This is a genomic window from Anseongella ginsenosidimutans, from assembly GCF_008033235.1.
Classification (GTDB): domain Bacteria; phylum Bacteroidota; class Bacteroidia; order Sphingobacteriales; family Sphingobacteriaceae; genus Anseongella; species Anseongella ginsenosidimutans.
This window is the reverse complement of record NZ_CP042432.1, coordinates 3,471,425-3,494,838: the sequence shown is the minus strand read 5'-3', so window position 1 is coordinate 3,494,838 and position 23,414 is coordinate 3,471,425. Positions and strand designations below refer to the sequence as shown.

Genomic DNA, 23,414 nt, shown 5'->3' with positions numbered 1-23,414 from the left:
GGGCGGGCTGTTTGTCATGGATGTGAATGAATAGTTAACCATTAAATTTAACACCATGGACGAATTTATGTTGATTTTCAGACACGAAGATGGAAGCAAGGTTGCTTCTCCCGAACAGATCCAGGTCTGGATGGAGCAAACCATGGACTGGCTGGGTGGTATCGCCGCTCAAAATAAGCTGGTGAACCAGGGAAACGGGCTTTCATTTGATGCCAGCCGGGTGGTAAAGCACGGCAATGTGGTTATTAACGGGCCTTTTGGGGATATTAAGGAAACTATCGGAGGCTATGTGATTCTCCGGGCAGCGTCCCTGGAGGAGGCAGTGGATTTTGCCAAGGGAAGCCCGGTTTTGCAAGGCGAAGGGAACAGTGTGGAAGTGCGCAAAATCCTGCGGCATTGATGAAACAGCAGGAGTTAATACCCCATCTGTTCCGGACGGAGTTCAGGAAAATAGCGGCAACGCTTTGCAGCCACTTCGGCATGGTAAATATGGATCTGGCGGAAGACATTGCAAGCGAAACATTTATTGCAGCTCTTGAAACCTGGCCCCGAAAGGGTATTCCTGAAAATCCGGCTGCCTGGCTATACACCGTCGCCAAAAATAAGGCCCGAAACCAGTTTAGCCGCAGCCGGCTTTTCACAGATAAAATTGCGGGCGAGCTGAAAGGTGGCAGCTCGTCCGAAGAAATGGAAATAGATTTTTCCGAAGAAAAGATCAGGGATAGCCAGCTGCGGATGCTGTTTGCCATCTGTCACCCGGCAATTGGCAGGGAATCCCAGGTGGCGCTGGCGCTGCGTATTCTTTGCGGATTTGGCATCGAAGAAATTGCTACCGCTTTTTTGAGCAACAAGGAAACGATCAATAAGCGGCTTTTCAGGGCGAAAGAAAAACTGAAACAGGAAAAAGCCCCGGTGGAATTTCCCCGGGAAGCTGAAATTTCCGTCCGTCTTGATGCCGTCCTTACCACGATATATCTCTTGTACAGCGAAGGGTATTATTCCGAAAGTAATAACATGACGCTGCGCAGGGATCTCTGCCTTGAAGCCATGCGCCTGGCCGCTTTGCTGCTTGATACGCCGCTTACCGCCCGGCCGGAAGTAAGCGCGTTGCTAGCCCTGATGTGCTTTCATTCTTCGCGGTTTGCCGCCAGGCAAAATGATAACGGCGAAATGATCTTATTCCGGGACCAGGACGAAAGCCTCTGGAACCGCGAATTAATTTCCAGGGGAGCAGAACTGCTGCGAAAAGCCGCTCGCGGAAATCAGATCTCCCCTTATCACCTCGAAGCCGCCATTGCTTTCCATTATACCAATAAAACAGACACCGTAGAAAAGTGGAAGGAAGTTTTAAACCTGTACAACCTGCTGCTGCTGGTCCGCTATTCGCCTGTTGCGGCCCTTAACCGTACTTATGCTTTTTCAAAGGTACATGGGCGCGTGGCGGCGATCAGGGAGGCTGAAAAGCTGCCATTAACTAATAATCATTATTATTATACTTTGCTTGGCGCGCTCTATACCGGTATCGATGACAGCAAAGCCCGGTCACACTACCTTAGGGCCCTTTCACTGGCCAAAACCAAAGGAGACAAACAAAGCATTCAAAAAAAATTAAAGGCTTGAATTGATGGCAGTATTGTTACACCCATAAGGATGTTTCACGGTCTTCGGGAATTCTCATATCTTTATTTTTGGCTAAATACAAGACATCTGATGAAAAGTAAGCATTCCGGAACAGATTTGCGGCTGCGGAAGGCCAGCCTGAATGACCTTTCCCTCCTGCGCCATTGGGACAAGCAGCCGCATGTTATCGCATGCGACCCGAATGATGACTGGCAATGGGAGACGGAACTCGTACGTGATCCTTACTGGCGGGAACAGCTGATAGCAGAACTCGATGGAAGGCCCATTGGCTTTCTGCAAATCATTGACCCCGCCCTTGAAGATTCGCATTACTGGGGCGACGTCCCCGCAAACCTTCGCGCCATTGATATCTGGATCGGCGAAGAAGCGGATCTTGGAAAGGGATACGGCACCGCAATGATGCAGGCCGCGCTCGAACGATGTTTTAAGAAGAAAGCCATTACCGGGATACTCATTGATCCGCTGGAAAGCAATTTGCGCGCGCATCGTTTTTATGAACGGCTTGGCTTTCGTTTCGTGAAAAAAAGACAATTCGGCGATGATCTTTGCAAGGTGTACCAGCTAAACCGGGAGGAGTGGAACAGATGGAACAAGATCGTATGAATGCGGCGCTGTTTTACCGCTTCGGCCCTGCAGATGTGCTGCGGGTGGAGAATACGGCCCGCCCTGCTATTGGCGAAAAGGATGTTCTTATCCGGGTAGTGGCCGCCGGGTTGAACCCAGTGGATACGAAGATCAGGGCGGGAACGCATATTTCCTGTAAAGACCTGGTATTGCCTGCCGTGCCGGGCAAAGAAGTAAGCGGCAGGGTCGCGGCCCTGGGCGGGCAGGTGTCCGGCCTCGTTCCCGGCGACCCCGTTTTTGCATTTTTGCCTTCGAATGGCGGATTTGCCGGATTTGCCTCAGCTGATGCTAGCCTGGTGGTAAAAAAACCTGAGAACGTACCCTTTGAAACAGCCGCTTCTGTTTCGCTGGCGGGAATGACGGCCTGCCAGGCGATTCACGAACATCTGGAACTTGCTGCAGGGGAACACGTGCTGATCCAGGCAGCTGCAGGTGGGGTAGGGCACCTGGCGGTTCAATTCGCAAAAATGGCCGGCGCCCGCGTGAGCGGCACAGCCTCTGGTGACAACGCTCCTTTCCTGGTAAAAATGGGAGCAGATCAGCCCATTGATTATAAAACGGAGAAATTTGAAGAAAAGGCCGCAGGCGTGGATGCTGTGCTGGATGCAATGGGCGGGGAGGTATTATACCGTTCTATTTCCTGCGTAAAGCCAGGCGGCCGCGTAGTTTGCCTGCCCTCTTTTACAAAAAATGATCCGAAGGCGATAGCCCTTGCGCGTGAGCGAAACGTTCGCCTGATATGGCCAATGATGCACCCGGAAAGAGATCAGCTTCTGCTGATCGCCAAGCTGCTGGAAGAAGGTAAACTGCAGGTCGAAATTCACAATAAGTTCCCTTTGGAAAAGATCGTTGAAGCAAACCAGGCGATGGAATCCCACGGCACCCGGGGAAAAAATGTCATTATCATCAATGAAAGCCATCCTCTTTCCTGACCTATGCGAACTCTTTGGAAATACTTCCGGCAGCAAAAATGGTGGATCGCGCTTGCCTTGTTCCTTGCCGGCATTGCGCAGCTGCTGAACCTGATCGACCCGGTCATTTTCGGGAAGATAATTGATGACTACGCGATGAATCCGGGAGAGCTTTCCCGGCAGGAGCTTGTCAATGGCGTACTTTACTGGCTGGCAATAGCAGTCGCCGTCGCAATGGCAGCAAGGGTGGCGAGGGCCTTCCAGGACTATTTTACACGGCTGGCTGTCCAGCGCTTCGGAATGCAGATATTCAATGACGGGCTCCGGCAAACCCTGCGGCTTTCCTTCCAGGAATACGAAGAACAGCACAGCGGCGAAACCCTTTCCATTCTTCAGAAAGTACGTACCGACACGGAACGCTTTCTGAATTCCTTTATCAATATCCTTTTTTCATCTGTTGTAGGCCTTGGATTCCTGGTTTGGTATTCAGTAACAAAGAACTGGCTGCTGGTCCCCGTTTTTGTGGTCGGCATCCTGCTGCTGGGCTCCCTTACCGGCCTGCTAAGCAAAAAGATCAAGACCGTCCAGCGCTCGATTAACCGTGAAACCAATAAAATGGCAGGGGTCATCACCGAATCGCTCCGCAATATTGAACTGGTGAAAAGCCTTGGACTTACGTTTTCCGAGATCCGCCGGCTGAAAGTGCATACCCGGGAGATCTATGACCTCGAAATGATAAAAACAAAACGGGTGAGAACGCTTTCCTTTTTCCAGGGAACCGCGCTCAATCTTCTAAAGCAGTCGATCTTGTTTATCTTGCTTTGGCTGATCTTCCGGCAGGAACTGACAACCGGGGAACTCATCAGTATGCAATTTATTTCTACCTCTATTTTCGGGCCCTTGCAGGATCTGGGTAATATCATTCTCCATTACCGGGAAGTGGAAGCCTCTACGCAGAATTTTGATCAGCTGATGCAGAAACCCATTGAACGAAGGCCCGAAGTACCCCGTAAAACCGGGCCTTTGGAAAATATCCGGTTCGACAATGTTGTTTTCAGGCATCGTTCAGCAAGTACCCGCGCGATAGACGGAATAAGTTTTGAAGTGAAGTCGGGTGAAACCATTGCTTTTGTCGGCCCCTCCGGATCGGGAAAGTCAACCCTGGTGAAACTGCTGGCCGGGCTCTACCGCCCTGTTTCGGGCGCCATTCTCTTTAATGAAATTCCCTCGGCGGAGATCCGTTATAATGAACTGCGGAGGCAGATCGGGCTGGTGACCCAGGATACCCAGTTATTTGCCGGAACAATCAGGGAAAACCTCCTGTTCGTGAAGCCCCATGCAAGCGGTTCGGAACTAGAGGAAGCCTTGAACAAAGCTTCCTGCGCGAACCTCCTGTCCAGGTCCGAAAAGGGCATTGATACCCTGCTTGGGGAAGGCGGCATTAAACTTTCCGGCGGCGAGAAACAACGTATCTCTATTGCCCGCGCACTCCTGCGAAATCCCCGGCTCCTTATTTTTGACGAAGCCACTTCCGCCCTGGATTCCCTGACCGAAGAAGATATAACCAATACAATCCGGGATGTATCGCTGAGCCGTGTGCGCATCACCATTCTCATCGCTCACCGGCTTTCTACCATTATGCATGCGGATGCGATCCATGTGCTGGAAAAAGGAAAGATCTCCGAATCCGGCCCCCACGAGGAACTTCTGGAACAAAAAGGGCTATACTATGCCATGTGGCGCCAGCAGGTCGGAGAAAGGAGATAAGGTGTACCTGTAGCGATAATCCGGGTTTCTTCGTACTGGCAGCAATAACCCATAACCAGATAGTATGAATAATATTTACTCATTCCTCCGGATCTCATTTTCCTTGTGTATGCTATTCGCCGTGCTTGTTGCCTGTGAGAAAAAAGGGGACGAGCAGCAGGACGTACTCCTTGACGATAACCTGCTAAGAAGCGAAACCGCCTACCAAAAGGTGCTTAACTCCCGTCAAACAGGCGAAAATGCCGCCTTTGCCATCCAGGAAGTAAAAAGACAGGATGATTCCCTGTTTATTCGCGTACTTGGTGGCTGCTCCGAAGAATCTTATAAAATTATCTGGAACGGCGCCATCGCGGAGTCTCACCCCGGCCAGGTTTACCTGGCGCTGACCCATGAGCCCGCACACGACATTTGCCAGCCCTCCGCCGAATTCCTTTTAAAGATTAACCTCCGGAAGATCATTGGCAAAGCCGGAAGCCCGGAGGATTTTATATTCCACCTGGCGAACGGTTCCCTGAAACAAAATAAATCCCTTTATCCCGACGGTACCGTTTCAAGTGAAGAATGACGGCTCTTGCACCGTATTCCATTAAAGAATTTTTGTACCTTTGCGGGCAGCTAAAAATTAGCCTTGCGGTCCCGTAGCTCAGTGGATAGAGCAACTGCCTTCTAAGCAGTCGGTCAGAGGTTCGAATCCTCTCGGGATCACAGGTTTTAAAACTAAAGGAAGAAGCCGTCTCCAAAATCAGGGAGCCGGCTTTTTTTTTGCCGCTATGTTTCTAACACGCCGGCGCAGCAAAAAGATGGGAAGGTTGCAGCGTTGATCAGATATGGGCGGTTTGCCAAAAAAACGGAACCCCCGGGAGTGGTGGATGATAAAGAATTTTAGCTTCTCAGGTAGGCGACAAGGTCAATGATCTCCTGGTCGGTGAGCGGTTCAAACAAGCCGGCGGGCATCATGGAAAGGGGAGTGGTTTCCCGGGTTTGTATGGTTGATTTGTTGATGATCACGGGTTCCTGCCCCACCATGCGCAGTGTTATTTGCCGGTCATTTTCGCCGATGATATTGCCGGAATAGGTGCGTCCGTCGCGGGTGGTGATTACCACCAGTTTATAATCATCCTGTATTTCGCTGCTGGGTTCCAGGACGTTGAATAATAAATAATCGATATCTGAACGGTTGGATCCGGTCAGGTCAGGGCCGATTTCGGCGCCTTTGCCGTACATTTTGTGACAGCTTCCGCATGTACGCATGAACAGGGTCCGGCCTTTTTCAAGGTCGGCTCCGGCGAGGGCCGCTGTGCTGAGCAGGCCGCGGTACTCCTTATAAGCTTTTTCTACGGAGGGTAGCTGGTCAATGGGCCCCCAGACTTCTACGAATCCACTTCCAACGACACGTCTCAACTGGCGGGCAACATCTACGGGAACCTCACGTTTTGTAATCCGGCCGTTTTTTATGGCCTGGGTCAGCTGCCAGCCGTAAGCGGGGCGTGATGACAGGGTATGAATGGCCCGGAGCTTTTCTTCGGAAGTGAATTGCGGGTATCGGCGCAGGAGAAGTTCGCCAAGATGCTCTTCTTCATAGGCAGCAATAGCGCTTATGGCGGCGCCGCGCAAGCCGGGATCTTCCAGGAGAGCTGGCAGTTCAGGAACCAGTTCTTCGCGTTGCTGGGCGGCCAGGGCTTCGAGCGCTTTTGCGCGATCGGCTGCGGGGGCATTTTTGTTCTTCAGCGTGCTGAAATATTGGCGGACGGCTTCCCTGTCCCCGAAATATTGCGCAATATGGATGGCCAGTTCCTCTACTTCACCGCCCTGGTCCAGGAGGCGGGCGTACACCTGGTCCCAGCCGGCGGGCTTCACCAGGTCAATGCGTCCTTCCAGGCCGTTTTGCATGCCTTTCAGCAAGTCAGTCAGTACCGGCGGTTCCTTTCCTATGCAGGCAACCAGGGCTTCCAGGGCGTCGGCGTCCACGGCGCGACGCGCGATATACCGGGTTATAAGTGGTATCCTGCTTTTAAGCGCAATATCCAGCGTCCGGCCAGGGCTTACCTTCATTAATGGTTCAATGCCGTACCAGATCATCTTGGGCAGGTTATGGTCGCTGCTGTCCTCCGCATGTTTCACCAGTTCCCCGGCAAGCGTGAAACGGGAGAAAACATTGATGCGCTGCAGGGCGGAAGCCAGGTATAAACGGACGACGGCTGAAGGATCGCCGGCGCCCATGCGATAGAATTTGGCCATTGCCTTTACCGGAACCTGCTTTTTTTCGCAAATGAGCTGAATAGCCCAGGCGCGGACGTATTCATCCTCATCCTCCAGGGCGCTTATCAGCTGATTCATCGTAAAACCGCCGGTTACATGCAGCGTCCACATCGCGCGCAGGCGCCAGTCGGGATTGTTCTCCTTCAAAAAGATTTCCCGCAGTTGTGCATGAGTTCCGGTGCTTAATTTTCCTTTGGCGGCGCGGTTTTGAAGTTCCAGGCGCGCCCGGCGCGAATGCCAGTCGCTTTTGCTGGTTTGGAGGCTTACCAGTTGTTCATCGGCCATTTCTTCAAGGTTGGCGTAGCGTCCTTCCCAGTTTTCCGCCAGGGAATGCTCCGGACTGATCCGGAAGATCCTGCCGGTCTCGTGGTTCAGTACCTCTTTTCCGCAGATGTCCGCATCGTGCCAGTCAAGTACGTACAAAGCCCCGTCCGGTCCGATTTCCAAGCTGAATCCTACCCACTGCGCATTATTGGCTGTCATTACGTCTTCCCCGTGCTTCCCGGTATAACCGGAGCCTTTGCGCTCAAGAATATCCGACAAGATAGCATGTTCATGGATATTCGCCATAAAAATACGTCCCTGCTGTTCTTCCGGGAAGGCGTCCGACTGGTAAATCCGGGCACCCCCGTGCGCCGAGCGGTGGCTGTGATCGGCAATGGTTTTAATATCGTTATACGTATAGGGATTGAAGTGCTGCCCGCCCTGGCGGTGATAGATCCCACCCGGAATCACATGCCAGAGATGCGGGATTACGCAGGCCGTAATAAAAAGCTGCCCTTTTGCATTGTAATCGATGCCCCATGGATTACTGAAGCCGTGAGCGACGACCTCAAATTTATCTTCCAGCGGGTGGTAGCGCCATACACCGCCGTTTATATCTGTCCCTTCTCCCGAGAGTATTTCTTCTTCCGGAAAAGGATCTTTATGCCCGTAGATCCTGCCTTCTCCGGCAGGCTTCCGCACGCGGGAAGGGGTGGCAAAGCCTTGCAGACCATATAGCCAGCCGTCCGGGCCCCAATGCAGGCTGTTCAGGGTTTCGTGCCGGTCACGAATCCCCCAACCAGTAAGCCTGACTTCAATATCATCCATATCGGCCTTGTCATTCCTGTTTCTGTCCGGGACAAAAAGGAGGTTGGGGGGAGCGCCGATAAATACGCCGTCAAAGCCAACCGCAATGGCGGCGGGAAAAGCAATGCCTTCCATAAACACCTTCTTACTGTCTGCTTTCCCGTCGCGGTCGGTGTCTTCCAGGATAAGGATACGACTGTCGCCGGAATTCGAAAAACCATGCGAGCGGGATTCGTAATCCCTGTTCTCTGCAATCCAAAGCCTTCCGCGGCTGTCCCAGCAAAAAGCCATAGGCTGGGTAATCATCGGTTCGGAAGCCCAGACGTTTGCTGCGAAGCCCTCAATCAGACTCATGCTTTTTACGGCTTCTTCCGGCGTAAGGAATTTTGCATCCAATCCTTCCTTTTGAGCAATTGCCCAAAGAGCAGAGGTGGCGTAGGTAGGCTCCTTGCCGCTGAATTCAGCCCAGGCCTTGTTTAATTTCACGTCGTTCAGTTCCCCGGTATATACCACTAGCTGGTGCCGGATAATTTCGGTTGCTCCATGAGCAATTTTCCAGTCCGCTTCCCGCGACCGGGCAGGCCCGATACCCATTTGATGATCTACACGCCATGCATGAGGATAACCGCCGTTGTCCGGGTGATCGAAAATCGCAATATGGGCAAGGTCCGAACGACCTTCCACCTGCATTCCTACGTCAACCCACATGGCCCGCTGCCCTTCCGCTTTTTCGTTGCGTTGCCTGGCTGTATTTACGACTTGCCCGCGGATACCTTCTTTCCAGGGCATACGCAGGAATAATCCGCCATAATCGTATTTCCCGATGGTCACTTCTTTCCGCGCTTCCCCCTTCCATTCCAGGTCCAGGATATATTTTCCTTCACGCAGCTGCATGCTCCAGTTCTGGGTTTCCGTTAATACCACCTCGCCGTTTTCATCCAGCAGGTCATAAACCGTTTGCCATTTGACCAGCGATCCTTCCCCTGAAATTACCCGGGCTGCTACCCTTCGCCAGTGATCTTCGCCCGGATGATGAAAATAATCGCGGCCGTTCAGGCGGGTAAAGCCCCAATAAAGCCCGGTTTGATGCTTATGATGGCCGGGACTATACTCGGTAAGCGTGCCTTTTCCGTCCGGGGCGGCAATAGGGTGAATATAGGGGCGAAAATTTTCCCGGGCGTTCTGTGTCAGTACGGGCGAGCTTTCATTACCCCTGAAAACCGAAATGGTTCCGGCTTCCTCATCGTATTTAATGTGAAAAATGGTGTCCGCTGATGCCGGCCCTTCTTCAGGCAATGAGCCCTGCTTAGGGGATTGCCGGAAAACGCAGGAGAAGACCGCGGCGCTTAATAACAGCAGCACGGCTGCAATTGGTTTAGTCATCTTTACTGGTTAGTAAATACAGGCTACAATTTATAGCGTTTGGTATCGTAAAGATATTTGGTGAAGTTGCGTATTGTTGTAATGGAAGCGAATTCCAGGAAGACCGTTAATAAAATACTGGAAATCAAAGTGAAGTACCGGTAATAGCTGGTGTACTGGGGGCCTGGGGCGACTCCCATGGCAAAAAGTATGTCATTGATCTTCTGGTTATTCGCCGAAGGATCATTGACAAGTTGTTTTTGAATGGTGCCTTGCCGGCTTACCAGTTCCATATTGCTCTGCCGAAGCATCTCCTCTTCCTCCTCATTAACGGAAATCAACTGCTGATCCAGTTCGCTGAGCCGCTGCTGCTGAGCCTGGGTTGGGTAGCGCAGGTCGGAAAGGATTTTTATTTGCTCGTAAATAGCTTCCTTCCTGCGGCTATAACTCTCCACTAATACTTCCCGGCGGCTTTTGAGTTGGTCCTGTACCTGGGCCACCTCTGAAGTCAGGGCTTTCTCTATATTCGGCTTATTGCTCATATGAGAAACTTCCGAAAGGCAGAATACGGAACTCAATACGACGGCGAAAATGCGGAGAAAGTTATTGAGAACCCGTCCGCTGATAGATTCAATCCCCTTAATGGAGAAAGAACTCGCATAGTAGTTGGTAATGATCTTGGTGATTTCCACGGCAAGGGCCAGGATGGCGGCAATGAGTATGCTGCCAGTAAAGATCTTGCTGATGAAGTTAAAACTGAAATACCACAATACAACTGACAGGATCACGCCGTTCACCAGGGTGATGGATCCCATAAAGCGGTCGAAAAAATAGGAATTTGATTTCATGCCATGCTTATTTCTCGCGGATAGGGCGTAAAATTTGCTTCTGTTCCCAAAAGGGCAATAAAATTAGGATTTTTTTTCCAAAGAAGTAAATTCCAGGCGATGGCCGTTATTTCCCTCATGCACCGTACCGTTTTCATATACCAGGTTGCCGTTTACGAAGGTATGAGTGATAGCCGTACTGAAGCGGTATCCTTCAAAGGGGCTCCAGCCGCATTTATAAAGCAGGTTGTCTTTTTTGGCGGTATGCGGCTGCGAAGGGTCAACCAGTACCAGGTCAGCCATATAACCTTCCCGGATATATCCTCTTTCTTTTATCCGGAAACAGTCAGCTACATTATGCGCCGTTTTCCTGACAATGGTTTCCAGGCTGATCTTATGCTGGCAATACAATTCCAGCAGGGCCGGCAGCGCATGCTGGACAAGCGGGCCTCCGGAAGGCGCCTTCAGGTAAGGCTGCGATTTTTCTTCCAGCGTATGAGGAGCATGATCGGTAGCGATCACGTCTATCTTGTCACTAATTACTGCTTCCAGGATAGCTTTTCTGTCGGCCGGCCTTTTAATAGCGGGATTCCATTTGATCAGGTTCCCGAGTTCCTCATAACGGGTATCGTCAAACCAAAGGTGGTGTACACAAGCTTCCGCCGTGATCTTTTTATCCTTCAGGGGAATGGAATTGTCAAACAGTTCAGTTTCCTTTGCTGTGGAAATATGGAGAATGTGCAGGCGTGTACCGTGCTTTTTAGCCAGTTCAACCGCCCTTGACGAAGAAAGATAACAAGCTTCGGCACTCCGGATCAGCGGGTGGGCGGTGACTGGAATATCATCGCCGAACTTTTCCCGGTAACTCTCCAGGTTTCGGCGAATAGTCCTTTCGTCTTCACAGTGCGTGGCAATGAGCAGCGGGACCTGCGAAAAAATGCCTTCCAGCGCGGATTCTTCGTCCACCAGCATATTGCCTGTGGAGGAGCCCATGAATACCTTTACGCCGCATACGGTTTCCGGGTTGGTTTTCAGCACTTCTTCCAGGTTGTCGTTGGAGGCGCCCATGTAAAAGGAATAGTTGGCCGGGGAAGAGGCCGCTGCAATGCGGTATTTATCTTCAAGCAGCTCCTGGGTCAGGGCATTGGGAATGGTATTGGGCATTTCCATGAAGGACGTAATGCCTCCGGCGACGGCCGCTCTTGATTCGGACGCGATCGTCGCCTTGTGCGTAAGACCCGGTTCGCGGAAATGTACCTGGTCATCGATCATGCCCGGCAGCAGGAACTTCCCGCTGGCGTCTATTTCCCTGTCCGCACTGATATTCGATAAAACAGGATCGATTCGTTCAATCCGCCCCTTGTTAATAAAAACATCGGCATTGAGTTGAATGTCCTCGTTTACCACCCTGGCATTTTTTATAAGAATGCTGCTCATGCCGCAAAATTACGCTTTTAACTTATCTTTGCGGCATGCTCTCAAAACAGCGGAAGGGTTTTACGGATTTTAAACTGAATAAGCAGTTGCTCGATGCCATTGCCGAAGCCGGCTATACCGAATTGACGCCGGTCCAGGAAAAGGTACTGGGCCCGGTACTTTCGGGCCAGGACCTGATAGGGGTCGCGCCCACGGGAACCGGAAAGACGGCTACCTACGCACTTCCGCTGCTTCGCAAGCTTAATTTTCCGCAGGGAAACGAGGTGCGCGCCCTGGTATTAGCGCCTACCCGGGAGCTGGCCATGCAGATTGGCGACCATATTCGCATGCTGGGTAAATATACCGGCCTGCGCACGGTTGTCATTTACGGGGGGACGGGCCCCAGGCAGCAGATTGAAGAGGTAGAGGCAGGCCTGGACATCCTGGTAGCTACGCCGGGCAGGTTCATGGATATTTATCTTGGCGGTAATTTGCCCCTGAAAAAGCTGCAATTCATGGTGATAGACGAAGCCGATAAAATGATGGATATGGGTTTTCTTCCTGCCATTAACCGGATACTGGAAGTGGTTCCCCGGAAGCGTCAGAATCTGCTGTTCTCGGCTACCTTTCCACCAAGAGTAGAAGCGCTCGCCGGCGATTTCCTCAAATTTCCCGTTAAGATTGAAGTGTCGCCGCAGTCCACACCGGCTCCCGAAGTTCGCCAATGCCTGTATCATGTGCCAAATTTCAAAACCAAACTGGCGCTTTTAATGCACTTGCTGGAAGGGGAGATCGAAGTCCCTGCCGAAAGGGGCAAGGCTGCCGAAAGGGATGAGGCTGCGGAAAAGGGTCAAACTACCGAAAGGGATGAGGCTGCGGAAAAGGGTGAACCTGCCGAAAGGGGCAAGGCCGCGGAAAGGGATTCGCCCGGGGAAACGGATACTTTCGGGGAAACAGGTGTTACCGCCGGAACCGATGGGCCGGCTGAGGCAGAGATAACGGTTGCGGAAAACTCTTCAGAAGCGGAAAGCCTTCCGGACGAAGCAGAAAAGCCTTCCGCAGCGCAGCGGATCATTATTTTCTGCAAAACAAAGCAGGCCGCCACCAATATCGGCAAGTACCTGGTGCGAAAAAAAGGAGAAGAGCAGGTGAGGATCCTTCATGGCAACAAAGCCCAAAATACCCGCATAAACGCCATTAATGATTTCAGGGAAGGAAATGTAGCTGTTTTGGTGGCTACCGATGTGGTATCCCGCGGAATTGACATCACTGGTGTTAGTCATGTGATCAATTTTGATATTCCACTGGTATATGAAGATTACGTCCACCGCATAGGACGAACGGGACGCATGCACCGCGAAGGCGATGCAATCAGTTTTTGCAGCCCTTCCGAAATATATCACCTGGAAAAGATCCAGGAGCTGATCCGGCAGAAGATCCCGGTGAAGGCCCTGCCGCCGGAAGTGGAGGTCAGCAAAACGCCTTTTGAAGAACAGCAGGCCATGGCGAGGGAAATGGACCACCAGCGGCGCAAAGAAGACCCTGATTTTCAGGGCGCTTTCCATGACAAGAAAAAGAAAAACGATAAGGATAAAAGATGAGAAAAGCCGAAATAGTTTTCGAGGTGGAACTCGACGACCAGCATTTGCCCGAGAAGATCAATTGGAAGGCAACCGACTCAACCGGCGAGTTTCAGTCATGCAAGTCTGTGATGCTGGCTGTATGGGATCATCAAAGGCAGAATACGCTGCGTGTGGATCTCTGGACCAAAGACATGCCGGTAGATGAAATGAAGCGATTCTTTTACGAGAGCCTGATGACCATGGCCGACACCTTTGAACGGGCCACCGGGGAAAAGAATATCACGGAAGACCTCCGCGATTACTGCGCCCATTTTTCCGAAAAAATGAAACTCAGCCAATAGTTTGCTTGCGCAAACGGTTTCAAGTTTCAGTTGCTTCGCAACAGTTTAAAGTTTTATATTGCTTCGGGGCATTTAGTATTCCATTTTAGATAAAGGTTCCGCTTTCAGATAAGGTTTCAATTTCAAAAAAAAGCTTCAACTGGAGAAGAGCCTCCGGTTCATAAAATCCCCTCCTTAAGCTCTCGAAACGTTGACCCGCAAACCAGAACCTTGAACTTTAACCTTCGAACCTTAAGCTTCGACCTTTAAACTTCGAACTTTAAACTATTAACTTTAAACTTTAAACCGTTGCGAAGCAACTACCACGCTCCTTCACCGATCAGCGGGACGAATTTAAAGGCGTCCAGCTCGATTTTTTCGTATTCCTTTTCGGAGATCTTCAGGACGGTGATCATCTTCTGGATCTTTTCGTCGCCAACGGGAATGACCAGGGTTCCTCCCTTTTTCAGCTGCTTCAGCAGCGGTTGGGGAACGGAAGGTGCGCCGGCGGTGACAATGATCCTGTCATAGGGGGCCTGGGCCGGGAACCCGACGGAGCCGTCGCCAAGGAGGCATTTAACGGACGTGTAGCCCATTTCGGCGAGAAATTTCGCGGTTTTGCGGTACAATTCTTCCTGCCTTTCAACGGTGATCACTTTTGCGCCCATTTCAGCAAGAATGGCGGCCTGGTAACCGGAACCTGTGCCGATTTCCAGTACCTTTAGCCCCGGCTTGATGTTCAGCAATTCTGTTTGATACGCTACGGTGAAAGGCTGGGAGATTGTTTGCCCGGCGTCGATCTGCAGCGCCGTATCTTCATAGGCTTTTTCAGCCGTATATTTCTGGATAAAAAAATGACGGGGAACCCGGCCGATTGCCTCCAGAACTGATTCATCCTTTATCCCCTTCTCACGCAGGGTTTTAACCAATACCTTGCGAAGCCCTTTATGCTTGTATGTGTCTTTAAGCGGTGTCAATGTTTTTTAGCTAAATATCCGACCCGTAAAAATACCGTTATTTTACCAGAAATGCAGCTTTAATTTGCTTTCACAGGGGATCCACATCGACCTGGACCAGCAGGCTTTTGTGCCGTGTCTTCAGTTCGGCCAGGCATATGCTGAAGATCTCCTTAACTTTACTGATGGAATCGTTTTCTCTGTCAATTTTAATAAGGAGATCGCGGATATATTGGTTTCTTACCCGGGCCACCACCGGGATCTGCGGCCCAAGCACCCGTTTCCCGAGGCGGGCCTTTAAAAGGGAGGCAAAACCGGCTGCGGTTTCTGCCAGATACTCCTCGTTTTTATGTTTCAGGTGAATATTAATAAGGCGATAGAATGGCGGATAGTTGAATTGCCTTCTTTCGTCAATTTCCGATTGATAAAATGCTTTATAATCGTTTTGAAGAACCATGCCTATAATCTTATGGCGCGGGCTGGCGGTTTGGATGATCACTTTGCCTCTTTCGCTCCTGCGGCCGGACCGCCCGCTGACCTGTACCATCAGCTGATAACTTCGCTCGAAGGCCCTGAAATCGGGATAACGGAAAAGAGAGTCGGCATCCAATATGCCCACCAGGGTCACGTTGCTGAAATCAAGCCCCTTGGTTACCATTTGAGTGCCTACCAGGATATCGATGTTCCCGTCCTCAAAATCATTCAGTATTTGCTGGAAGGCATATTTACTTCGGGTGTTGTCCAGGTCCAACCGCGAAATCCTGGCTTGCGGAAGCAGGATCTTCAGCTCATCTTCTACTTTTTCCGTGCCGAACCCCTTTTGCTCCAGGTGCAGGCTTCCGCAGGCAGGGCAGGAAGAAAGCAGCTTTTCTGAATAGCCGCAGTAATGGCATACCAGTTTCCCGCTGCTCCGGTGATAGGTCAGACTGATATCACAATGCATGCATTGCGGGACATAACCGCAGGTATGACACTGCAGCAGCGGAACATACCCTCTCCGGTTCCTGAACAGGATCACCTGTTTTTTATTTTCCAGGCTCCTTTTTATTTCTTCAACAAGCTGGGAACTGAAATGAGAATGGGCGGTTTTCTTTTTATTTTCCCGGAGCATATCTGCGATCAGCGTTTCCGGCAGCATAACCTCTCCATAACGCTGCTGCAGCGTTACCAGGCCATACTTTCCCTGCAGGGCGTTGTAATAACTTTCCAAAGAAGGGGTCGCCGAACCGAGGATGGTTTTAGCTTTATACAGGCCGGCCAGGTAAAGGGCGCTGTCCCTCGCATGATAGCGGGGAGCAGGATCAAATTGCTTGTAGGAGTTCTCATGCTCCTCATCTACGATCACCAGGCCAAGGTCCTGAAAGGGAAGGAATAGTGCGGAACGTGCGCCCACGATGATCCGGCAGGTGCCCTGCAGTACCTTCTTCCAGATTTCACCGCGCTCATTATCGTTAAAGCGGGAATGGTAAACGGCCAGGCTGTCCCCGAAATGCGACCTTAGCCGTTGGGTCATTTGTTCTGTAATCGCAATTTCCGGAAGCAGGTAAAGGGCCTGCTGTCCTTTTTCAAGGTATTCTTCTATGAGTTTTATATAAAGAAGCGTTTTTCCCGATGCGGTTACCCCGTGAAGGAGTACGGCTTCTTTGCTTTCCAGCAAACTCCTGGTTTCTTCATAGGCTGCCTGCTGGGCAGCGGAAAATTGTTGTTCCAGCAGTATTGCGACGTCTTCCTGCTGCAGCCGGCTTACTTCCTGCGTTACGGGAATGAACACTTCTTTTTCTACCAGGGAATTGATCACGCTGCTGCTTACCCCGCTTTCTTCCATTAACTCCTTTTTCGGCACGCGGCCTTTGTCCTTCGCCAGGCGGATAAAAGTCATTAGTGCGTCCAGCTGGCGAGGCGCTCTTTCCAGCAGCTGGTATAATTCCCTTAATTGTTCCTTATCCTGGTAAACAGGGTCCAGTTCCAGGTAGGCCGCCGTCCTGGGTTTATATCCCCCTGTTATTTGTTCCGAAACGTAAACGAGTTCCTTGTCGATCAGTGACTTTATCAGGGGCATGACGGTTTTCTGCCCCAGTAACTTTGCCAGATCGTTTACCGTGAGTTCGTGCTGCTGTTCCAGTGCCTGGCGGACCAGTGATTCCTTTTCATTAAGCTTGATCTCCTGTCCGTGGGAATCCCGGTTGAGGATGATCCTCGTCTGACTGGATAATTTAAGGGAAGCCGGCAGGGCCGCCATCATGACTTCGCCGGCGCTGCACAGATAGTAGGAGGCCATCCAATCCCAAAGGCCGAATTGCTGACGGGTTACCATGGGAGAGTCGTCCAGCACTTCCAGTATTTCCTTGGGGGCGTAACGTGCGGGAAAAGTATCAGTGACGCGGCGTACCAGGGCGGAATACATCCTGCTTTTGCCGAACTGCACGGCCACACGTTTGCCGGGAACCACTTCTCCGACCATATGCGAAGGGATGCGGTAGGTGTAATTAACAGGTAGCGCCAGCGGAAGAATTACTTCTGCAAATAAATTCACTTCCCCGTCCTGTGAAAAATGATCATGATCCATCCGATAATAAAGAAAAGACCGCCAACGGGAGTCAATGCGCCCAGGAGCCCCGTTTGTTCAATTCCAAGATGCGATTTTACCGAAAGAAAGTAAAGAGAACCTGAGAAAAACAGGATACCCAAGGCAAAAAAGGTAAATGACCAGTTCAGAAATTTGTAATTCCGGTTGCCCGTAGCAATTACCAGCAGCGCCAGGGCATGAATAAAATGGTACTGGACCGCCGTTTCCCAGGTGCTTAATTCAGCATTGCTCAGAAGAGGCTGCAGCCGGTGCGCTCCCAGGGCCCCAAAAATAACCGCAAGTGCGCCGGTAATTGAACAAATCCACAACTGTTTTTTCAGCATCTGCTTATAAACTCTTACTTTTATGGGGTCTAAGTTAGCAAAAACGTGCTAGAATAAAGTCTAATGAGAATAAAGGCAAGCATTTTTCTCTTCCTTCTTATATTGGGTTACGGCAGTATTCAGGCGCAGCATTATTCCCTCTATAATTCCAGGACACTCGCTGAGTCGGTAGAGAATCCCTGGGTATCGGCATTTGAAGACGCCTGCGGCATAGTGGCCTCCAATTTTTTTATTCCTACTGTGAACGGTGACGGCTTCCTGCAGGGGGACGGCGCTGAAGCGGGAAGGAATTTCCTTTTTTGGAATGAGAAACTTGAAGAACCGCTTAGTGATCCCCAGGGCAAGAATCACCTGAACGTCTATGGCCATATGAATGTGATCACCATCAAATACCTTTTTGACAAAGCCAACCAAACCGAGTTTCTTTTTGATCATTCCGTGAAAAGCATGAGCGCAGCAACTGTCAAGAATATGACGGTAAACCTGGCGCAGGGGGAGGGATTCATCAGTTCAACTCCCTACACATCGGATATGGGCCCCATGAATATGAACTTGTTCCATTATTTGTATGCGGAAACCAGCCTGGGTGTGCGGCGGCGTTTTGACGAAACGTTTGCTGCGGGGATAAAGCTGTCCTACCTGAGCGGGATTGCTCACATGGATGCAGGCATCGGCTATTCCGAGGGAGTCTATTATCCCGGTACCGATGAGATGGAATTTATGATGCGGGGACAAGCGGAATATACCACTTACTCGAATGATCTGGGAATAAGCGATTTCCTGCCTTCTTTCCGGAATCCCGGTTTCAGTATCTCGGGGGGGATCGAAAAAAAGATGAGCGAGACCTTCAAATTTACGCTGGGGATCAAGGACCTGGGCTTGATCAACTGGAAGGAAAAAGGGGAACAGGTGATCCTCGCGCCTGAGGACGTCATCAGCGTGGAGAACTTCAGCGTGCTGACAAAAAACCGGGCCGAAGCGGAAATTGATGATATCCGGGCGCAGTATGCAGAAGCCCATACCTACCGTACGGCGCTTCCCACCCGTTTTGAAGCCGGCGCTTCCCTGAATGTTCATCCCAATTACACCGCTAATGTACTGGTTGGATACTTTACGAAATACAAGCGGGCCGATCTGAACCTGATCAATGATTTTAAATACCAGGACTTTCACCTGATCCTTAACGCCGGCTATAATACCTACGAGAACCTGCTGGTTGGCCTTAATTTCTTAATACGCTCCCCCAGGGTGGACTTTTTTATCGGATCTGATAACCTGCTTCCTTCCATAAAAGTGAACCGGCAGATCAACAATGAAGGGTACCATTACGATAGCCGTACAGCCGCAAATATGAATTTTGGCTTTGCCCTCAGGCTGGGTCCCTGCGAAGGCGTCGGTAATTTCCTGAATGCGGACTGGCTCAACCTCCGCGACAAACGGGGCAAACGCCGCAAGGAAGAGTGCTTTACTTTTTAGCTTCCCGAAGGGAGGATGTGCTGATAAAGTCCTTCAGGTAAAAAGGCTCAAAATAGGCCACATCTTCGAATTGCTGTTTCCCGAATTTTCTTTCTGCCGGTAATAAAAGGTTGGCAGCCGATTGCCTGAAATCAGGAATAATTTCAATTTCCTGCCGGTTTTTATAAAGTTCCCGGCATTTTTCCGCCCCGGTGCCAAAGAGCAGCAGCTTCTTCCCATTCCCTTCCAGCCAGGGATCCAGGGAATCTTCTTCCATTATCTGCGCCCGCGGCCCTTCTGTTTCCTGCAAATCAATGTGGGTGTTATACCCGGTATTGGCCTTACCTGTCAGCGGGTTGCTGTCTGCGACCCGGCCGCTTTCTGTACCTCTGCTGCGGTCCGTTTCCCTGCCGCTTTCTGTACTCCCGCCGCTTTCTGCACTCCCGCCGCTTTCCCTTACGAAGCTTCTTCCCGTTCCGCCGCGCGTTGCGCGGTAGATGGCCATGAAAACCTCCATACGCCGTGCATCCAGCATGGGGCAAAGCAGGGAATTCGCAGGTGCTTTTTGCTCGTTCAGGAGCCCGCTGGCCATCGCTTCCAGGGTATTGACGGCAAGGAGCGGTTTGTCCAGGGCATAACAAAGGCCTTTGGCAGCGGATACCCCAATGCGCAAGCCAGTATAGGATCCCGGCCCTTTGCTTACGGAGACTGCGTCCAGTTCAGCCAGCTGCCTCCCTGCCTCCTGCATCACGGTTTCAATAAAAAGAGTAATAACGCTGGCATGAATATTCTGCGCCGTTTTTTCTTTGAGCGAAAGCAGTACGCCCCCTTCTGACAGGGCGACCGAGCAGGTGGGTGTTGCAGTTTCCAGGTGTAAAATTAATGCCACGATCAGGTTTGGATAAGTGAATATATCATTTTTGCGATCACGCAAATTATCAGTATACCGAAAGAAATACGCAAAGTTCTTGCCGAGGCTCTGAAGGCGGCCGTAACGCCAAGGGGCGAAAAGATAATGCTTCCCAGGGACACCGGCAATACCACCGACAGGCAAATCAGGCCAATAGAGTAGGGGACCTGTAAGGCATCCCCCGCTTCGGTTGCCATGCTGTAAACCGAATGAACCAGCGTAATGATTACAATGACTCCCAGCGATATTGTGGTTGCTTTCTTTAGACTGAAGTGCAGGACGTTGGACATCAGGGGAATCATTATAATTCCTCCTCCCAGGCCGGACAGGGCGGCCAGCACGCCTCCCAGGCAGCCAATGATGATGTTCAGCGGCAGGGAGCTTTTCTCCGGCTTCAGCGGAACCGATACATCCTTTTGCAGGAAAAGGCGGATAACGGTGTATAGCAGGATAACAATAAATAATAGGGTGAAACGGTCTTTTGTGTACCAGGTGCCCATCTGGATAAGACGGGTTCCCAGGACGCTGCATATCGCAGCAGGAATGCCCATGCCCAGGATTTCCGCCGGGAAGAAGTTCTTTTTGCGGATATGCTTTATGGTTCCTGAGATGCTGGAAAAGAGGATGGCCAGCATGGAATTGGCAACGATTGCCGGGACCATCAATTGCGAAGGTATGCCAAGGCGTTCAAGATACATGGAAAAAATGACGACGTATACAATTCCCCCGCCTATTCCCAGCAATCCTGCAAGGAAGCCTCCGACACATCCCGAAAGTAAAAGTACAAATAAATCGCCCGGGTCCATTTCAGGCAAACATACTATTTTACGGTCAGTACTTCTGAATAGCTGGCCGGATTATCTAAAACCTTCAGCGCTTGCTGCAATTCCCTGTCTTCCGGAAAGGATGCCTGGAGGCGCCCGCTTTGATAATAATAACGCGCTGCTATTTCTTCTTCGAGCAGATTCTTGATCTCTTCCCGGTGGTGCTGCAGGTCATATTTCTTGGCGCCGGCCAGCTGCTGCCGCATGGAATCAAAATCATCTTCAAGAGCGTCAAAATAATCCTCGGTAACCGCGGTTTCCCGGTACTTTTCAAGCAAGCGCTCGCTTTCCGTCGTATAGGAATAGTCCTTGCCGGAAAGGAAATCCGTGAAATCCTTATAATCTTTTTCGGTAAGTTCAAAGTCGCGGGGCCGGGCAATGCTGTCATGGCGCTGCCTGTAAAGAGTCGCGTAATCAAAAATAAGCCCTTTGTCAAGGAGGGATTGCACGACGGCGGGCGCCGAAGGCCTGTCAACAACTATATCAGGTAATATTCCTCCTCCATCCCGGACCAGCCTGCCGTTCCTTGTTTTAAAGTCGCTCACCAAAGAATCCGGAACTTTTCCCACGCTGCCATCCGGGTTCCGGTGGGTATAATCAAGGGCCTGGATACAGCGCCCGCTGGGAATATAATATTTGGCAATCGTAACTTTCAGCTGTGCATTATAGGGAAGCGGTTTGTTTACCTGCACCAGCCCCTTTCCAAAGGAGCGCTGGCCCACGATCACGGCCCTGTCCAGGTCCTGGAAGGCGCCGGCAACAATTTCCGAAGCGGAAGCAGAGCGGCTGTTAAGCAGTACGCTGATGGCAATGTTTGTATCAATCGCCTCGGCCATGGTGGAAAACGAGCGGTTGTTCGCCGGGTTTTTCCCCTTTGTGCTGACAATCAGCTGACCTTTTTCCACGAAAAGGTTGCAGAGGCCAACCGCTTCCTGCAGAATACCGCCCGGGTTATCCCGGAGGTCGATCACCAGGTTTTCAAGCGATTTCGTTTTGAGTTCCGTAAGGGCTTTTCCGAATTCGCCGGCCGTTCCCGGGCCAAAATGTGATAACTTAATATAACCGGTATTTTCATCAATCATTCCGTGCCAGGCAAGGTTGCTTCTGGAAGCCTCTTTCCTGGAAAGGGTCTTTTCCACTTGCTGTCCGTTCCTGGTCAGGGTCAGGCGGATGGCGGCGCCCGCCTGACCGTTGAGGAAAGCTTCTACCTGTTCCACCGTTCGCCCTTTGGCGTTTCTCCCATTGATTGCAACAATAAGGTCGCCGGGAAGCAACCCGGCCGCCTGAGCGGCTCCGTTTTCATGAACTGTCCCAATGGCGACGAAGTCTTCCTTTTGATGCAGGGAAGCGCCGATCCCCCCGAAAGCCACGGCGTTTTCCATACGGGCATCGCTCACTTCCGATTCGGAAAAATAAACCGTGTAGGGGTCGAGGGAAGATAGCATAGCTTCTACACTGGTGCGCATGAGCCGCGAAGGCGATACCTCATCCACGTACTCCAGATTTACTTCTTCGAAGAGTGTTGAAAGTATCTCCTTATTCTTGCGAATTTCAAAGAGGTCCGGAAGCAGGGTAAAAGCCGCAAAGCCTCCGGCAACCGGCAGGAGTATGGCTGGCAGGAAAAAACGGATCAGCAGGTTCTTTTTGATGTTCATCGGATCATTTTTTTGTCATGTTCAGGCCCCGGACGGGCGGATAGTCAGGGTACAGGGTCTTCTCCATGCCCGCCCCAGGGATGACACCGGCCAATCCGCTTAATCGTGAGCCAAAGCCCTTTAAAGGGCCCGTGTTTCCGGATCGCCTCAATCCCGTACTGGGAGCAGGTTGGAGTGAACCGGCAGGACCCGCCCAATAAAGGGGAAAGAAGGAGTTGGTAAGCACGGATAAAGCCGATCAGAAGCGAATTAAGCGCTTTTTTGATCATATTCCTGTTGCAAGCGTTTTAGCGCCAATATAAGTTTTTTTTCAATCTCAGGCGAAGACAGAACCTCTTTCCCCACATAAGAAAGCATTAAGATGAGAGAACGTCCGCTGTTATCTAAATAATCATAGAGATGCGCTGATTTGTTTTTTCGGTAGGCTTCTCGGACCCGGCGCTTTATCCGGTTTCGGTCAACGGCTCTTTTAAAGCGCCGCCGTGAAACGGTAATCATCACCTGCGCCGGGAAACCAGCAACAGGAAGCTCGGTAGAAAGGCTGGTAACGCGAAAAGGGTATAAAAGAAAAGAAGAACCTTTATTGACCAGCCGGAGTATCAACGCCCTGCTGCATAAACGTTCTTCTTTTTTAAAACTGCTCACTTAAATAAAGTTCAGGGTTTAAGGTTCAAAGTTCAAGGTTCAAAGTTTCTAGTTTTTAGTTTGAAGTTCAAGGTTTCAAAGTTCAAAGTTCAAAGTTTTTGGTTCGAGGTTCAAAGCTTAAAGCTTAAAGTTTAAAGTTTTTAGTTTCTAGTTTTTAGTTTGAAGTTCAAGGTTTCAAAGTTCAAAGTTCAAAGTTTTTGGTTCGAGGTTCAAAGGTTCTAGTTTAAGGTGTCGTGGTTTTAGTTTGAGGGTCAAAGTTCTAGGCTTAAAGAGGGGGG

20 protein-coding genes and 1 tRNA gene are annotated in these 23,414 nt (G+C 50.8%); 10 read left to right on the top strand and 11 right to left on the bottom strand.

All coding sequences use genetic code 11. The annotated features are described in order from the left end of the window. Window positions 1–55 precede the first annotated feature (55 nt). From FRZ59_RS14520 to FRZ59_RS14490, 7 genes are all read left to right on the top strand, one after another. On the top strand, window positions 56–400 hold the full coding sequence (locus tag FRZ59_RS14520) for a YciI family protein (protein WP_132128537.1): 345 nt from the start codon (window positions 56–58) through the stop codon (window positions 398–400). Beyond that, complete coding sequence (locus FRZ59_RS14515; RefSeq protein WP_132128536.1) at window positions 400–1,620, top strand: RNA polymerase sigma factor; 1,221 nt, start codon at window positions 400–402, stop codon at window positions 1,618–1,620. The genes FRZ59_RS14520 and FRZ59_RS14515 overlap by 1 nt, the downstream gene beginning before the upstream one ends. A gap of 90 nt (window positions 1,621–1,710) precedes the next feature. Further along, on the top strand, window positions 1,711–2,244 hold the full coding sequence (locus tag FRZ59_RS14510; RefSeq protein WP_132128535.1) for a GNAT family N-acetyltransferase: 534 nt from the start codon (window positions 1,711–1,713) through the stop codon (window positions 2,242–2,244). After that, window positions 2,226–3,197, top strand: a complete 972-nt coding sequence (locus FRZ59_RS14505) for an NADP-dependent oxidoreductase (RefSeq protein WP_225975298.1) — start codon at window positions 2,226–2,228, stop codon at window positions 3,195–3,197. The genes FRZ59_RS14510 and FRZ59_RS14505 overlap by 19 nt, the downstream gene beginning before the upstream one ends. A 3-nt stretch (window positions 3,198–3,200) precedes the next feature. Further along, on the top strand, window positions 3,201–4,943 hold the full coding sequence (locus tag FRZ59_RS14500) for an ABC transporter ATP-binding protein (protein ID WP_132128534.1): 1,743 nt from the start codon (window positions 3,201–3,203) through the stop codon (window positions 4,941–4,943). A gap of 64 nt (window positions 4,944–5,007) precedes the next feature. After that, window positions 5,008–5,508: a hypothetical protein gene (locus FRZ59_RS14495; RefSeq protein WP_132128533.1), complete on the top strand. Its 501-nt coding sequence runs from the start codon at window positions 5,008–5,010 to the stop codon at window positions 5,506–5,508. Window positions 5,509–5,575: 67 nt separating this feature from the next. Then, window positions 5,576–5,648: transfer RNA gene (locus FRZ59_RS14490), tRNA-Arg, on the top strand. Window positions 5,649–5,825: 177 nt separating this feature from the next. Here the strand turns inward: FRZ59_RS14490 and FRZ59_RS14485 are convergent. The 3 genes from FRZ59_RS14485 to FRZ59_RS14475 all read right to left on the bottom strand — a co-directional run bounded on the left by FRZ59_RS14485 (window position 5,826) and on the right by FRZ59_RS14475 (window position 11,899). After that, entirely contained in the window at window positions 5,826–9,656 is a 3,831-nt protein-coding gene (locus tag FRZ59_RS14485; protein ID WP_132128532.1) for a PVC-type heme-binding CxxCH protein, read from the bottom strand. A 23-nt stretch (window positions 9,657–9,679) separates the two neighbouring features. After that, window positions 9,680–10,483 carry a hypothetical protein gene (locus FRZ59_RS14480; protein WP_132128531.1) on the bottom strand — a complete coding sequence of 268 codons (804 nt, stop codon included), beginning with the start codon at window positions 10,481–10,483 and terminating at the stop codon, window positions 9,680–9,682. Between the two features lie 63 nt (window positions 10,484–10,546). Beyond that, window positions 10,547–11,899 carry a dihydroorotase gene (locus FRZ59_RS14475; RefSeq protein WP_132128530.1) on the bottom strand — a complete coding sequence of 451 codons (1,353 nt, stop codon included), beginning with the start codon at window positions 11,897–11,899 and terminating at the stop codon, window positions 10,547–10,549. 35 nt (window positions 11,900–11,934) lie between these two features. Between FRZ59_RS14475 and FRZ59_RS19165 the strand changes: the two genes are divergently transcribed. Together FRZ59_RS19165 and gldC are read left to right on the top strand one after the other, a co-directional pair. Next, on the top strand, window positions 11,935–13,479 hold the full coding sequence (locus FRZ59_RS19165; RefSeq protein WP_225975076.1) for a DEAD/DEAH box helicase: 1,545 nt from the start codon (window positions 11,935–11,937) through the stop codon (window positions 13,477–13,479). After that, the gene (gene gldC / locus FRZ59_RS14465) at window positions 13,476–13,802 is read left to right on the top strand and encodes a gliding motility protein GldC (protein WP_132128529.1); all 327 of its coding nucleotides are present in this window, start codon (window positions 13,476–13,478) and stop codon (window positions 13,800–13,802) included. The genes FRZ59_RS19165 and gldC overlap by 4 nt, the downstream gene beginning before the upstream one ends. 299 nt (window positions 13,803–14,101) lie before the next feature. Here gldC and FRZ59_RS14460 read toward each other — a convergent pair whose 3' ends face one another. The 3 genes from FRZ59_RS14460 to FRZ59_RS14450 form a co-directional block, all read right to left on the bottom strand. After that, the gene (locus FRZ59_RS14460) at window positions 14,102–14,758 is read right to left on the bottom strand and encodes a protein-L-isoaspartate(D-aspartate) O-methyltransferase (protein WP_132128528.1); all 657 of its coding nucleotides are present in this window, start codon (window positions 14,756–14,758) and stop codon (window positions 14,102–14,104) included. Window positions 14,759–14,828: 70 nt separating this feature from the next. Beyond that, entirely contained in the window at window positions 14,829–17,303 is a 2,475-nt protein-coding gene (priA, locus tag FRZ59_RS14455) for a replication restart helicase PriA (protein WP_132128527.1), read from the bottom strand. Then, complete coding sequence (locus FRZ59_RS14450; protein ID WP_207910243.1) at window positions 17,267–17,647, bottom strand: DUF423 domain-containing protein; 381 nt, start codon at window positions 17,645–17,647, stop codon at window positions 17,267–17,269. The genes priA and FRZ59_RS14450 overlap by 37 nt, the downstream gene beginning before the upstream one ends. A gap of 63 nt (window positions 17,648–17,710) precedes the next feature. Between FRZ59_RS14450 and FRZ59_RS14445 the strand changes: the two genes are divergently transcribed. Beyond that, a complete protein-coding gene (locus tag FRZ59_RS14445; RefSeq protein ID WP_132128526.1) occupies window positions 17,711–19,123 on the top strand; it encodes a DUF5723 family protein in 1,413 nt (470 codons plus the stop codon). On the opposite strand, the gene tsaB is transcribed toward FRZ59_RS14445, so the two are convergent. From tsaB to FRZ59_RS14420, 5 genes are read right to left on the bottom strand one after another with little or no spacing between them, the layout of a single operon-like run. After that, complete coding sequence (tsaB, locus tag FRZ59_RS14440; RefSeq protein ID WP_158640642.1) at window positions 19,113–19,991, bottom strand: tRNA (adenosine(37)-N6)-threonylcarbamoyltransferase complex dimerization subunit type 1 TsaB; 879 nt, start codon at window positions 19,989–19,991, stop codon at window positions 19,113–19,115. The two genes, FRZ59_RS14445 and tsaB, sit on opposite strands and share 11 nt — an antisense overlap. 2 nt (window positions 19,992–19,993) lie before the next feature. Beyond that, window positions 19,994–20,818, bottom strand: coding sequence for a sulfite exporter TauE/SafE family protein (locus tag FRZ59_RS14435; RefSeq protein WP_225975297.1), 825 nt, complete (start codon window positions 20,816–20,818; stop codon window positions 19,994–19,996). A 14-nt stretch (window positions 20,819–20,832) separates the two neighbouring features. Then, on the bottom strand, window positions 20,833–22,491 hold the full coding sequence (locus FRZ59_RS14430; RefSeq protein ID WP_132128523.1) for a S41 family peptidase: 1,659 nt from the start codon (window positions 22,489–22,491) through the stop codon (window positions 20,833–20,835). A 44-nt stretch (window positions 22,492–22,535) separates the two neighbouring features. Then, on the bottom strand, window positions 22,536–22,760 hold the full coding sequence (gene yidD / locus FRZ59_RS14425) for a membrane protein insertion efficiency factor YidD (RefSeq protein WP_132128522.1): 225 nt from the start codon (window positions 22,758–22,760) through the stop codon (window positions 22,536–22,538). Next, the gene (locus FRZ59_RS14420; protein ID WP_132128521.1) at window positions 22,741–23,136 is read right to left on the bottom strand and encodes a ribonuclease P protein component; all 396 of its coding nucleotides are present in this window, start codon (window positions 23,134–23,136) and stop codon (window positions 22,741–22,743) included. Before FRZ59_RS14420 ends, yidD begins: the two co-directional genes overlap by 20 nt. Between the last annotated feature and the right edge of the window lie 278 nt (window positions 23,137–23,414).